At 67.1% G+C, this 13419-nt stretch carries 13 protein-coding genes; 4 read left to right on the top strand and 9 right to left on the bottom strand.

The annotated features are described in order from the left end of the window. Positions 1-5: 5 nt before the first annotated feature. On the top strand, positions 6-356 hold the full coding sequence (locus BLW05_RS29125) for a high-potential iron-sulfur protein (RefSeq protein ID WP_093167232.1): 351 nt from the start codon (positions 6-8) through the stop codon (positions 354-356). Positions 357-389: 33 nt separating this feature from the next. Continuing rightward, complete coding sequence (locus BLW05_RS29120) at positions 390-2924, top strand: TonB-dependent receptor (RefSeq protein WP_256330548.1); 2535 nt, start codon at positions 390-392, stop codon at positions 2922-2924. Between the two features lie 115 nt (positions 2925-3039). Here the strand turns inward: BLW05_RS29120 and pqqE are convergent, their stop codons facing one another. From pqqE to BLW05_RS29090, 6 genes are all read right to left on the bottom strand, one after another. Then, the gene (gene pqqE / locus BLW05_RS29115; protein ID WP_093167230.1) at positions 3040-4233 is read right to left on the bottom strand and encodes a pyrroloquinoline quinone biosynthesis protein PqqE; all 1194 of its coding nucleotides are present in this window, start codon (positions 4231-4233) and stop codon (positions 3040-3042) included. Positions 4234-4247: 14 nt separating this feature from the next. After that, positions 4248-4511: a pyrroloquinoline quinone biosynthesis peptide chaperone PqqD gene (pqqD, locus tag BLW05_RS29110; RefSeq protein ID WP_093167228.1), complete on the bottom strand. Its 264-nt coding sequence runs from the start codon at positions 4509-4511 to the stop codon at positions 4248-4250. Then, entirely contained in the window at positions 4508-5281 is a 774-nt protein-coding gene (gene pqqC, locus BLW05_RS29105; protein ID WP_371126985.1) for a pyrroloquinoline-quinone synthase PqqC, read from the bottom strand. The genes pqqD and pqqC overlap by 4 nt, the downstream gene beginning before the upstream one ends. A gap of 8 nt (positions 5282-5289) precedes the next feature. After that, positions 5290-6222 carry a pyrroloquinoline quinone biosynthesis protein PqqB gene (pqqB, locus tag BLW05_RS29100; protein ID WP_093167223.1) on the bottom strand — a complete coding sequence of 311 codons (933 nt, stop codon included), beginning with the start codon at positions 6220-6222 and terminating at the stop codon, positions 5290-5292. A gap of 68 nt (positions 6223-6290) precedes the next feature. Beyond that, on the bottom strand, positions 6291-6365 hold the full coding sequence (gene pqqA / locus BLW05_RS36890) for a pyrroloquinoline quinone precursor peptide PqqA (RefSeq protein WP_143044960.1): 75 nt from the start codon (positions 6363-6365) through the stop codon (positions 6291-6293). Positions 6366-6611: 246 nt separating this feature from the next. Next, positions 6612-8738: a sigma-54-dependent Fis family transcriptional regulator gene (locus BLW05_RS29090; RefSeq protein ID WP_093167219.1), complete on the bottom strand. Its 2127-nt coding sequence runs from the start codon at positions 8736-8738 to the stop codon at positions 6612-6614. A gap of 253 nt (positions 8739-8991) precedes the next feature. Here BLW05_RS29090 and pedF point away from each other — a divergent pair, with 253 nt between their 5' ends. Together pedF and BLW05_RS29080 are read left to right on the top strand one after the other, a co-directional pair. Further along, positions 8992-9474: a cytochrome c-550 PedF gene (pedF, locus tag BLW05_RS29085; protein ID WP_093167217.1), complete on the top strand. Its 483-nt coding sequence runs from the start codon at positions 8992-8994 to the stop codon at positions 9472-9474. A gap of 9 nt (positions 9475-9483) precedes the next feature. Then, on the top strand, positions 9484-10326 hold the full coding sequence (locus tag BLW05_RS29080; protein WP_093167215.1) for a type 2 periplasmic-binding domain-containing protein: 843 nt from the start codon (positions 9484-9486) through the stop codon (positions 10324-10326). A 33-nt stretch (positions 10327-10359) separates the two neighbouring features. Here the strand turns inward: BLW05_RS29080 and BLW05_RS29075 are convergent, their stop codons facing one another. From BLW05_RS29075 to BLW05_RS29065, 3 genes are all read right to left on the bottom strand, one after another. Further along, positions 10360-10743 (bottom strand): DUF779 domain-containing protein, encoded by a 384-nt coding sequence (locus BLW05_RS29075; RefSeq protein WP_093167213.1) that lies wholly within the window; start codon positions 10741-10743, stop codon positions 10360-10362. Positions 10744-10754: 11 nt separating this feature from the next. Beyond that, positions 10755-12275, bottom strand: a complete 1521-nt coding sequence (gene adh / locus BLW05_RS29070; protein WP_093167211.1) for an aldehyde dehydrogenase — start codon at positions 12273-12275, stop codon at positions 10755-10757. Positions 12276-12507: 232 nt separating this feature from the next. Beyond that, a complete protein-coding gene (locus BLW05_RS29065; RefSeq protein WP_371126984.1) occupies positions 12508-13323 on the bottom strand; it encodes a metallophosphoesterase in 816 nt (271 codons plus the stop codon). Between the last annotated feature and the right edge of the window lie 96 nt (positions 13324-13419).

The raw sequence follows: 13419 nt of genomic DNA, 5'->3' as shown, positions 1-13419 counted from the left end.
TCGACATGAACGACATCAACGAAGGAAAGACCATCGGCCTCACGCGCAGGGCCTTCGCCGGCCGCGCGATGGCCGGCACCTGCATCGCCGCGCTGGTGCCCACGGCCGCAATGGCTGCGCCGCCGCGCGTCGAGGAATCCGACGAGACCGCGGTGAGCCTCGGCTACAAGCACGACACGAAGACCGTCGACGCGAAGAAGTACCCGAAGCACGCGGCGACGCAGCGCTGCGCGAACTGCGCGATGTGGCAAGGGTCCGCGACGGACCCGTGGGGCGGATGCGCGATGTTCGGCCGCAAGCAGATCGCGGCCGAAGGCTGGTGCATGGCGTGGGCCCCCAAGCCGGGTGCGGCCTGAAGACGGGCAGGGATGCGCGCGGAGATACGAGTCATGAGCCGGCGTGCGCGCTTTCCTGCCTTCGCGATGGCGCCGCTGGCGGCCGCGAGTATGCTGCTGTGCCAGTCGACGCAGGCCGTCGCGGAAGAGGCAGACGGGCCCGCCGAACTGGCGACCATCGTGGTGATCGCGCCGACGCCGTTGCCGGGCATCGACGTGCCGCGCGACTACGTGCCCTCGAACGTGCAGACCGCCACCGACGCGGACCTCGAGCGCCTGCATTCGCCCGACCTCACCAACTACCTCTCGCGCGCTGTTGGCGGCATCACGGTCAACGAGACGCAGGGCAACCCGTTCCAGCCCGATATCAACTACCGCGGGTTCACCGCGTCGCCGCTGCTCGGCACGCCGCAGGGGCTGTCGGTGTTCATGGATGGCGTGCGCCTGAACCAGCCCTTCGGCGACGTGGTGAGCTGGGACCTCATCCCCCGCTCGGCCATCTCCACGGTCGCGCTGATGCCCGGCAGCAACCCGCTGTTCGGCCTCAACACGCTCGGCGGCGCGCTGGCCATCCAGACCAAGGACGGGCTGCACAACCCCGGGACATCGGTGCAGGTGATGGGCGGCTCCTGGGGCCGCGCGGCCGCCGAGTTCGAGACCGGCGGCAGCGACAAGGACAGCGGCTGGAACTGGTTCGTGAGCGGCAACCGCTTCCACGAGAAGGGCTGGCGCATGGATTCGCCTACCGACGTGCGCCAGCTCTTCGCCAAGGTCGGCCGCGTGACGCGCGACGGCAGCATCTCGCTGACGACCGCGTTCGCCGACAACGACCTCACCGGCAACGGCACGCAGGAGCTCGGCGCGCTGCAGCGCGACTGGGCGAGCGTGCGCACCATTCCCGACAGCACGCGCAACAAGTCGGCCTTCGTCAACCTGGCGATCACGCAGGCGCTGGACGACAACTGGACGCTCTCCGGCAACACCTACTACCGCAACATCAGGACGAGCACCTTCAACGGCGATGTCAACGACGGGGCGCTCAGCGAATCGGTCTACCAGCCGAGCGCGGCGGAACGTGCCGCGCTGGCTGCGGCGGGCTTCACCGGCTACCCAGCGAGCGGGGCGAATGCGTCGAACACGCCGTTTCCGAAGTGGCGCTGCATCGCCAACGCGCTGCTCAACACGGAACCGAACGAGAAGTGCAACGGCCTCGTCAACCGCACCGAGACGCGGCAGCAGAACTACGGCCTCGCGGGGCAGCTCTCCACGGAGGCGAAGACGGGCGGCCTCGAACACCTCTTCGTGATGGGCGCGGCCTACGACGCGAGCCGCGTCCGCTTCGGGCAGAGCACGCAGTTCGGCTACATCAACCCGGACCGCACGGTCACGCCGGTGTTCGGCCCCGGTGCCTTTGCCGACGGCACGCAGGATTCGGAAAACGCCTTCAATGCGCGCGTCGGCCTGAAAAGCCGTTCGAGCACCGGCAGCGTGTATGCCACCGACACCATCGCGCTCGATGCGCGCACGCATCTCACGCTCTCTGGCCGCTACAACCGCACCACCGTCGACAACACCGACGAGCTCCAGCCCGGCGGCGGCCCCGGCTCGCTGGACGGCCGCTATACCTTCAGCCGCTTCAACCCCGCGATCGGGATGACCTTCGCGCCGAGCGAAGCCGTCACGCTCTATGCCGGCGCCAATCAGGGCAGCCGTGCACCGACCGCCATCGAGCTCGGCTGCGCCGATCCGGCGACCCCCTGCAAGCTGCCCAACTCCTTCGCGGGCGATCCATCGCTCAAGCAGGTGGTGACCACGACCTTCGAAGCCGGTCTTCGCGGCGTGGTCCAGCCTGACATCGCCTGGAACCTCGGCGTGTTCCGTTCGGACAACCGCGACGACCTGCTGTTCGTGGCGGACGATTCGAGCGGCTTCGGGTACTTCAGGAACTTCGGCAAGACGCGCCGGCAGGGGCTCGAACTGGGCCTGAGCGCCAAGCCCGCGCGCGGCCTGACCGTGGGCGGCAACTTCATGCTGCTCGATGCGACCTACCGCAGCGCGGAAACGCTCGGCGGCTCCGGCAACAGCAGCAACGACCAGGCGCTGGCCGGCTTCCCGGGCACCGACGGCAACATCCGGATCCGACCCGGGGACCGCATCCCGATGCTGCCCTCGCAGGTGCTCAAGCTGTTCGCCGACTACGAGCCGGATGCGCAGTGGCGCATCGGCCTCGACATGCTGGCCTCCAGCGGCGCCAACTTGCGCGGCAACGAGAACGGACTGCATGTGCCCGACGGCGTTTACTACACCGGGCCCGGGCGCAGCGCGGGTTATGCGGTCTTCAACCTTGGTGTCGACTACAAGCCGCGGTCCGATCTGAAGTTCTTCGTGCAGATCGCGAACCTGTTCAACACGCGGTACACGACCGGCGGACAGCTCGGTGCGAATGGCTTCACCGCCAGTGGTTCCTACATCGCGCGGGGTCTCCCGCAGAACGCCAACGGCGACTACCCGGTGAGCCGCGCGAGCCTGATGTCGCCGGGCGCACCGCGCGCGGCGTGGGTGGGACTGCGCTACACCTTCGGCGGGTAGAGCTCGCCCTCCGGCTCGCGCACTTCGTGTCGCTCTCCGCCCCGACCGGGGGCAATACCAGCGGCCCGCCTTGTCGACCCACAGCGCGTCGTCGCGTGCAGAAACTGGCGACGCTTCATGCCCTGTTGACTGGCATTCCGAAGGCACGCGAGTTCTCGTCGCTGCGGAACACGAGGCCCGCTTCTCGCGCCGCACCCGGGACGAAGCGCAACGGTTGCGCGGGCGGCTCGCTGCTGCGCGCCGTCGCGGCGGCATCGAGCATCGCGTCGATGCGCCCGCGATGCGCGCTCTTCGTGCAGACGGGGTCGGTCGCCGCCGCGTCGCCCGTCAGCAGAAAGGCCTGGCAGCGGCATCCGCCGAAATCGGTATGCCGCTCTTCGCAGCCGCTGCAGGTCGGACTCATCCATGCCTGGCCGCGGTAGCGGTTGAAGGCTTCGCTGTCGTGCCAGGCCTCGCGCACCGACATCGATCGCAGGTCGGGCAGCGGCGGGCCGGGCAGCATCCGGGCGCTGTGGCAGGGCATCGCGAGGCCGTCCGGCGCGACGACCATGAAGACCGCGCCCCAGCCTGCCATGCACGGCTTGGGCTTGGCATCCGCATAGTCGGGCGAGACCCAGATGACCTTCATGCGGCCCGCGAGTCGCGCACGGTAGGCGTCGACCACCGCCTCCGCCTCGCGCAACTCGCCGGCCGTGGGCATCAGCGCGGCGCGGTTGAGCCACGCCCATCCGTAGTACTGCGTGTTGGCCAGTTCGAGGAAGTCCGCATCCATGCGCTCGGCCATCTCGATGATGCGACCGACATGCTGCAGGTTGAACCGGTGCATCACGCAGTTCAGCACCATCGGGTAGCCCTCGTCCTTGATGATGCCAGCGACCTTCGCTTTCAGGTCGAAGGTCTTCGTGGAACTGAGGAAGTCGTTGAGCTCGCGCGTCGAGTCCTGAAACGAGAGCTGGATGTGATCGAGTCCTGCCGCTTTCAATGCCCGGGCGCGTGCGCGGGTGAGGCCGACGCCCGAGGTGATGAGGTTGGTGTAGAAGCCCAGCCCTCGCGCGTGCGCGACGAGTTCCTCGAGATCGTCACGCAGCAGCGGCTCGCCACCCGAGAAGCCAAGCTGCACGGCGCCGAGTGCGCGCGCCTCGCCCAGCACGCGCTTCCAGTTCGTGGTGTCCATCTCGTCGCCGTGGCGCGCATGGTCGACCGGGTTCGAGCAGAACACGCAGTGCAGCGGGCAGCGATAGGTCAGCTCGGCCAGCAGCCAGAAGGGCGGCCGGACCGCGCCGCGGGTGCCGGAGTCTTGCGCTTCCATGCGCGTGCCCGTGCCTATTGCAGCCAGCCGCGCTCGCGCGCCTGGCAGAGGAAGCCGATCACGTCCTCGTGCAGCGAGGGCTGCGCGAAGACGATTTCGAGCTCGGCGACGATCTCGTCCACCGTGCGCTGCCCGTCGCAGCGCTGCAGGATCTCGGCGGCCGGGAGGTTGAGTCGGACCATGCCTTCGGGGTAGAGCAGGACCCAGTGGTCCTGCGTCGCCTCGAACTGCATCCGGTAGAGGCCCGACATGCGGGGGCGTTCGTCGGGCGCGATCATGGGCGTTGCTCCGTCGGCATGTCGTCGGGGAACCCGCGCTCGATCGCATCGAGCATCGACCACAGGATGTCGAGCTTGAAATGAAGAATGCCGACCGCGCGTTCCTGCCGCGCACGCGTGGTGCACCAGCGGCGCGCGACTTCGAGGCCGTGCTCGACGTCGCGCGTGGCGAGCGGGATCCGGCTGCGAAAGTAGGCCAGGCCCTCGACATCGATCCACGGATAGAGCGTCGGCCACCCGGCGAGCCGATCGGCGTGGATCCTCGGCGCGAACATCTCGGTCAGCGAGGAGATCGCGGCTTCTTCCCACGGACGTTGCCGCGCGAAGTTGACGTAGGCGTCCACCGCGAAGCGCACGCCCGGCTGCACGTGGCGGTGCGACCAGAGGTCTGCCCGATCGAGCCCCACGGCCTCGCCCAGGCGCACCCAGGCCTCGATGCCGCCGGCATCGGCGCCCGCGAAGTCATCGCGGCCATCGTGGTCGAGCATGCGCAGGATCCAGCGGCGGCGCTCCGCGCGGTCGTCGCAGTTGGACATCACCGCCGCGTCCTTGCGCGGGATGTTGACCTGGTAGTAGAAGCGGTTCGCCACCCAGGCGCGCACCTGGAAGGGCTGGAGCTCGCCGCGGTTCAGCCGCTGGTTGAAGCGGTGGTGGATGTGATAGCGCGCTTCGCAGGCGCGCAGGCGCGCTTCGAACTCGTCGCTGTCCCACAGGCGCTGAAGTTCATTCCGGGCCGCCTCGCGCGTGCTCGCCGGGGCGGGGGCTGTCAGTGTTGCCGTCATAGCGTGATCTCCATGCCGTCGTAGGCCACTTCGATGCCGTGGTCGTCGAGCACGCGGCGCTGCGCGCTCGTCTCGTCCAGGATCGGGTTGCTGTTGTTGATGTGGATCAGGACCTTGCGCCGCGCGCCCGTGGTCAGCATCACGTCGACCATGCCGGCACGCGCGTCGTCGCCCATCTGCGGCAGGTGGCCCATCTCGGTGGCGGTCTTGCGGCTCAGGCCGGCCTGCAGCATCTCGTCCTCGACCCAGAAGGTGCCGTCCACCAGCAGGCAGTCGGCGCCCTGCATCCATTGCAGTTCGCTCGCGCCCACCTCCGCGAGGCCCGGCGAATAGAACAGGCGGCTGCCGTCGTCCAGGTCCTCGATCAGGAGCGCGATGTTGTCGCCGGTCGTCTGCTCGCCTCGATGCGGCGAGTAGGGCGGGGCCTTGCCCGGAATCGCCACTGCCGTGAAGCGCAGCGACGCGAAGCCGTCGACGGCGAAGGTTGCGCTGCGCTGGGTGCCGGCCACCGCGAGCATGTGCCAGCGTGTGCCGCAGTAGTGCTCGAGCACGCTGATCACGGGGAAGACCGTGGTCAGGTCCTCGAATACGCAAGGCGTGGCATAGACGTCGATGCAGGGGCCTTCGCGCATGCCGAGCAGGCCGGTGACATGGTCGACCTGGGCATCCATCAGGATCACGGCCTTGATCGGCGTGTCGCGCACGCCGTGCCGCGGATGCAGCTGGGGTTGACCGCGCAGTTGTTGGCCGATGTCGGGCGAGGCGTTGAGCAGCACCCACGATTGGCCGTCCGCCGATACGGCGATCGAGCTTTGGGTGCGCGAACGCGCTTCGACATCGCCGATGCGCTGGCCGGCGCACTGCCGGCAATTGCAGTTCCATTGCGGAAAGCCACCACCGGCACCGGAGCCGAGCACGAGTATTTTCATGAGAGGGCGAGGAGGAATGGGGGCCGGTGGCAGCGCGGCTCGTCGCCGCGCGCCACCGGTGCGATGGCTCAGCGGTGCGAGATGTACATCGTGATCTCGAAGCCGAAGCGCATGTCTTCAAACGCAGGTGTCGACCATTGCATGGAGTCTCCTTGGAAGCGGAACAGGCCCGGGCGGGATTGCCATTCGGGCCCACTCACTTGCGCAAATCGCGTGCCTGCGGCGGCACGGTGCGGCGCAGGTGGAAGAGACTGGGGATTGCCCTGATGGATGGGGCTCTGGAGGCGCTGAGCGCGCGAGCTGAAGGCCTGCGAGCGCAGGCGCGGGTGGCGAGTGTTCCAGGCTGGTACAGCGCCGTTCGACGGCGGTACAGGGATCTCCCTAGGGTCCTACTTGCCCCAGCGCAGCTTGCGATAGATGGTGTTGCGGCTGATGCCCAGGCGCTTCGAGGCGACCGAGATATTCCCGTTGGCCGCGGCGAGCGTGCTGCGGATCAGCTCGACCTCCGCTTCGCCGAGCGTGCGCGGCGTGGCCGGTTCGGCCGTTGCCTGAACGGGGCCTGACAGGGCGTCGGGCTCTGCACTGCGTTCGTTCGGGGGCTCGGGGAATTGCGTCGGCATCGCGTCGGTCGCGGGCGACGTGGCGCGGATCGGCATGGAGACCTGCGGCGGCTGGGACGCGCGTCCGCTGCGCGCGTCTTCCAGGAAATCGTCCGAGAGATGGTGCTCCTCGATCTGGCCTTCGCCGGCAGCCATGACGGCGGCGGTGCGCAGGACGTTCGCGAGCTGGCGCACGTTGCCCGGCCATGCATACGCCTTGAACAGGGCCATCACCGCCGCACTGATCTCCGGCGTGCCGTGCGGGCAATCGCTCAGCAGGATGCGGCGCGCCACCACGTCGAGGTCGCAACGCTCGCGCAGCGCCGGCAGCTTCACCACCAGGCCGTTCAGTCGGTAGTAGAGGTCCTCGCGGAACGACCCGGCCTCGATCATGTCGCGCAACTTGCGGTGCGTCGCGCCGATCACCGCGATGTCGACCGGAATGGACTTGAGGCTGCCCAGGGGCGTGACCTGCCGCTCCTGCAGCACGCGCAGCAGCCGTGCCTGCAATGCAAGGGGCATGTCGCCGATCTCGTCGAGGAACAGGGTGCCGCCATTGGCCTGCACGATGCGGCCCACGGCGCCCTTGCGGCGCGCGCCGGTGAAGGCGCCGTCCTCGTAGCCGAAGAGCTCGGCCTCGATCAGCGACTCGGGAATCGACGCGCAGTTGACCGCCACGAAAGGCTGCCGGGCGCGGTTCGAGTCCTGGTGCACCGCGCGCGCGAGCAGTTCCTTGCCCGTGCCCGTCTCGCCAAGGATGAGCAGCGGGATGTCGCGGTTGATGACGCGCTGCACCTTCTGGACCAGCGCACCGATCTGCGGATCGCCGGTGTTGAGGTAGTGCAGGCCGGAGAAGAGCGTGCCGTCGGCCGAGTGCGCCGTGGCACCCGCCAGCACGCCGGTGGATTGGCGGGCCTCGGCGCCCACCGGGGATCGCGGGTCTGCCGAGTCGGCAACGGGTGCGCTCCGTGTTTCCATCGCCATCGATCGCTGCGGGCCGTTGAACCGCGCGCTCACATGGAACTGGCGGCCGTTCGACAGGCAGAGCGTCATCGGCGTCGGAAGCGGCGAGCGGAAGTGATCGAACACCGCCGGCGCGGTCGTGCCGAAGAGGCTGGTCAGGCTGTGCATCCGCAATGCCGCGCTGCTCATGTCGAGCTGGTCGAGCGCGCTGCGGTTGGCGCCGAGGATCTTGCCGTCGGCGCCGACGACGATGATGCCCTCGAGCAGGGTGCCGATGAATTCGACCCGGCTGTGGAAATGCAGGCGCAGGCGGTTGCCGTAGTCGTCGGACAGCCACTGGTTCTCGATCATGCGCGCCGACATGCGCACCAGGCCCATGGTGTGCCGGTGGTAGGAGCGCTGGTCGCCGGTGACGTCGAGCACGCCGAGCATGTTGCCGCGCGGATCGAAGATCGGCGCTGCCGAGCAGGTCAGGAAATTGTTGGCGTGGATGAAATGCTCGCCGCCGTGTACAACGGTCGGCGCTTCCTCGAACAGCGCAGTGCCGATCGCGTTGGTGCCCTTGGAATGCTCTGCCCAGTTGACCCCGGGCGTCAGCGCGACCTTGTCGGCACGCTGCAGGAAGCGGTCGTCGCCGACGGAGTGGAGGATGGTGCCGCTGACGTCGGCCAGCACGATCATGCTTTCGGTGTCGACGATCTGTTCGAAGAGCATCTCCATGACGGGCGCCGCGTGCGTGAACAGGCGCTGGTTGCGTTCGCGTGCGACCGCGAGGTCGCCGCGCATCAGGGGTTCGAAATCGGGCCGTTCGACGCGTGTCAGCCCGAGTGCCGAACAGCGCTGATGCCACTGTTCGATGAGTTCGGTGCGTTCCTTCTGCTGCGGGAGCGGCAGGGCTTCGGGTGTGGTCCAGGTCCTGGCAGTCGCGGCCAGCTCTCGTGGGGTTGCAACCATGGTCTTGTCTCCACTGCCTCTATTGGGCAGGTGTTCTGTCTATCCAGAAATACGCTCGGTCTCTTCGCGACGTTGTGTCCCGTTTTGGTACAGCGGACACGGCCTCTCTTGTTACTTCTTGCCTGGCACCTCGAAAGGATGCCACACGCGGGGCAATTCACGCAATTTGTGTTCCCGCCTGCAACAACTTCGCGTGGCATAGCGTTTGCGCATTCATCCGCGTCATCAATTGAACGCGAACGGAGATGAAGCGATGGAAACCTACCTCAGGACCCGCAAGGGATTGAAGCTGATGGCTGCTGCACTGAGCCTGACCTGTGCCGGCCTCGCGTGGCCGCACGGCGACGTGACCCCGCAGGCCGTGGACACCACGGGGCTGGCGGAACTCGGCAAGGATTGGCGCGCCGAGAACCCGTATCGCGGCAATGCCACGGCCATCAAGATCGGCACCTCTGCCTACAACCAGAACTGCGCGCGCTGCCACGGCATCGAAGCCATCTCCGGCGGCATCGCGCCCGACCTGCGCAAGATCGACAACGACTGCGCCACGATGAAGGATGCACCCAAGAAGGCCGCCTGCGCGAAGGAGATCGACGACTACTTCCTGACGACGGTGCGCCATGGCCGGACACGAAACGGTGCCGTTTATATGCCGCCGTTCGAGGGCACGATGAACCAGGAAGCGATCTGGTCGATCAAGGCCTACCTCGAGACCCGCCGCGACAAGCCGCTGTAGGAGCCCACGATGCGCGCTTCACATCCCTCGCGCCGCACGGTCCTTCGATGGATCGGCGCGGCAGGCCTCGGCGCGCCGGCGCTCGTCGCGCGCGCGGCGGCGCTGGACCGCATCCGCGAGCGCGGCGTACTCACCGTCGCGCTCTACAAGGACATGCCGCCTTTCCACGTCGCCGGCAAGGGCATCGACGTGCAACTCGCGCAGGGCCTCGCGGATGGGCTCGGCGTGAAGGTGTCGATGCTTCCCTTCAATGCCGACGAGAACATGGGCGACGATCTGCGCAACATGGTCTGGCGCGGCCACTACCTGGGCTTCGGGCCGGCGGACGTGCTGATGCATGTGCCGGTCGACAAGCCGCTCATCGACGACACGCCGCAGGCGCGGATCTTCGCGCCGTACTACCGCGAGCGCGTCGTGCTCGCAAGGCGGCTCGACAAGCTCCCGCAGCTCGACAGCCTGTCGGCGCTTGGCGATGCAAAGGTGGCGGTGCCGGGCCAGACGCTGGCCGGCTGGCTGATGATCGGCGCCGATGGCGGCGCCTATCGCAGCCAGCTCGACACGCAATGGAAGGACGGCACCGAAGCCGCGCGCGCGCTGCAGCGCGGCGACGTCGCGGCCGCCGCCGGGCTCGCGTCGGAGATGGAATCGGTGTTGCGCGGCGATGCGCGCTTTGCGATCGCGCCGCTGCCTTCTCCGCGCATCCAGCGCAATGGCTGGGCGGTGGGCATGGCGGTGAAGAAGGACTCGACGGACCTGGCGCAGGCACTGCAGGCCGGCCTCAACGACCTGGAGCGCGACGGGCGGCTGCGAACGATGTTCGAGGGCGGCAACGTCGCATGGCAGGCACCCTGAAATCAATGCGCCGGGCGACCGGCCAGGGCCCGCCTACGAAGGCCGGCCCTGCGCCTCCAGCGCCTGCCATTCCGCATCGTCGTACAGCCGCGAGCGCGTGAGGAAGCGCATCCCGGTTGGCCGCTCCAGCGAGAACATGCCGCCGTTGCCGGGCACTGCATCGATGATCAGGTGCGTGTGCTCCCAATACTCGAACTGCGACCGGCTCATGTAGAAGGGCGTGCCCGCGATCTCGCCGAGGCAGATGTCGGCATCGCCCGTGATGAACTCCCCGAGCGCGAAGCACATCGGCGCGCTGCCGTCGCAGCAGCCGCCCGACTGGTGGAACATTAACGGCCCATGCGCCGCGCGCAGGCGCTCGATGAGCGCCTGCGCGGCCGGCGTCACGGACACGCGAGCGACTTGCTTATCGCTCATGCGTGACCTGCTCAGAAGAATCCCAGCTTGTTCGGGCTGTAGCTCACCAGCAGGTTCTTGGTCTGCTGGTAGTGGTCGAGCATCATCTTGTGGTTCTCGCGGCCGATGCCCGATTGCTTGTAGCCGCCGAACGCGGCATGCGCCGGGTACTGGTGGTAGCAGTTGGTCCACACGCGGCCGGCCTGGATGCCCCGGCCCATGCGGAAGGCGCGTGCGCCGTCGCGGCTCCAGACCCCGGCGCCCAGGCCATACAGTGTGTCGTTGGCGATCTCGAGGGCTTCTTCTTCGGTCTTGAAGGTCGTCACCGACACCACGGGGCCGAAGATCTCCTCCTGGAAGATGCGCATCTTGTTGTGGCCCTTGAACACGGTCGGCTTGACGTAGTAGCCGCCGGCCAGTTCGCCGCTCTTCACCTGGCGCGCGCCACCGGTCAGGCACTGTGCGCCTTCCTGCTTGCCGAGGTCGATGTACGAGAGGATCTTCTCCATCTGCTCCTGAGAGGCCTGTGCGCCCAGCATCGTGGCGGTGTCGAGCGGATGGCCTTGGGTGATCGCTTCGACGCGCTTGATTGCACGTTCCATGAACCGGTCGTAGATCGACTCCTGGATCAGTGCGCGGCTCGGGCAGGTGCAGACCTCGCCCTGGTTCAGCGCGAACATCGTGAAGCCTTCCAGCGCCTTGTCAAAGAAGGCGTCGTCGGCCGAGAGCACGTCCTCGAAGAAGATGTTGGGCGACTTGCCACCCAGTTCCAGCGTGACCGGAATGAGGTTCTGGCTCGCGTACTGCGAGATCAGGCGGCCGGTGGTGGTCTCGCCGGTGAAGGCGATCTTGGCGATGCGCGGGCTCGATGCGAGCGGCTTGCCCGCTTCCAGCCCGAAGCCGTTGACGACGTTGACCACGCCCGGCGGCAGCAGGTCGCCGATGATCTCCATCAGCACCAGGATCGACGCCGGCGTTTGCTCGGCCGGCTTGAGCACCACGCAGTTGCCGGCAGCAAGCGCCGGTGCCAGCTTCCACACCGCCATCAGGATCGGGAAGTTCCACGGAATGATCTGGCCGACCACGCCGAGCGGCTCGTGGAAGTGGTACGCGTAGGTCTCATGATCGATCTCGCTGATGCCGCCTTCCTGTGCCCGCACGCAGGATGCGAAGTAGCGGAAGTGATCGATGGCCAGGGGCATGTCGGCGGCCATCGTCTCGCGCAGCGGCTTGCCGTTGTCGAGCGTCTCGGCCACCGCCAGCGTCTGCAGGTTCTGCTCCATGCGGTCGGCGATCTTCAGCAGGATGTTGGCGCGCTCTGTCGGCGACGTGCGCCCCCATGCGGCCTTGGCCTTGTGCGCGGCGTCGAGCGCGGCCTCGATGTCCTTGGCGTTGGAGCGCGGAATGCTCGTGAAGGCGTTGCCGGTGACCGGCGTCAGGTTGTCGAAGTACTGCCCGTCGATCGGCGCGACCCACTCGCCGCCGATGTAGTTGCCGTACTGCTTCTTGAAGGGGTTCGCAATGCCGAGGTTGCGCATTTCAGCCATGTCCATGGGTTCATCTCCGTTGAGGTTGAGGAAGGAATCGCATGGAGCACTTCGCAATCCGCGGGCCAGTGCGTGCCAGTGGGCTGCAGAAGACGCAAGTCCTTGTCAGGCAACGGGTTTGCGTCCGGCGATGGCATCGGCGTGTGCCAGCGTCGCGCCAGGGACTGTATCGAAGCGGAGCAATGTGCTGCAGATTGAGCCAGCGCTGGACGCTGAAGCGGCAAGCCGGGTTGTCGCGCTACGCCACGTCGATCGTCAGGTTCGGATCGAACAGCGGGTTCTCGTTGACACCGTCCTTGGCATATCCGCGCGGATTGCAGATCACGCGCGTTCCCCGAACCAGGTAGTCGAAGCTGTCATGGGTGTGTCCGTGTATCCACAGCCGGACGCGATCTTCCCCGAGGAGGTGCTCTGCGTCGGACACGAAGCACGCGTTCAGCAGCGAGTCGGCAAATCTCGGATGGATGCTTCTGCGGGACGGGGCGTGATGGGTGATCACGACGGTAGGTCCTTCGTGAGGCGTCGCGAGCATGTCGTCGAGCCATGCCGAGTGGCGCCTGAAAAGGCCGATCGAGTCCTGGGGAGTGAAGAGTGCCGGTTCCGCCTGGCAGCGCCGTATGCGGCTGAAGTCGCGCATCATGCCTTGAGCCTCGGTCATCGCCGCACTCCGCTTGTCTTCGTCGCCGAAGAGTTCGAAATCCGTCCACAGCGTGGTGCCCAGGAAGCGTACGCCGTCGACGATCGCTCCGTTGTCGTCGAGCACCTTGATCAGGGTGCCCGCGCACAGGCGTCGGAACTCTTCGGCGACGCCATCGATGCTGCCGCCATAGAACTCGTGATTGCCGATTACATAGAGCACGGGTTTGTCGAGGCGCAGCGCCCAGTCCACGGCTTCGCGTGGCCGCGATATGTCGCCGGCGAGGACCACCACGTCCGCATCGTTGTGCGGTCGGTCGTAGTGGCTGAAGCCCAGGTGCAAGTCCGAAAGAACATTGAGCTTCATGAACGTGGGTCTTTCTAAGAAGTCTTCCTCGGCGCCCCCGGACTCAGCCATCCTGTCTTACATGGACACCCGCCGTTGTGCAAGTGGATGTAGCGATGAAGGCAATCGGGTACTGGCTGCAGTCTTACATTCGGCCTTGGATGCAGG

Origin of the sequence: Variovorax sp. YR216 (assembly GCF_900107745.1) — a bacterium.
GTDB lineage: Bacteria > Pseudomonadota > Gammaproteobacteria > Burkholderiales > Burkholderiaceae_C > Variovorax.
This window is presented reverse-complemented; position numbering and strand designations above follow the sequence as displayed.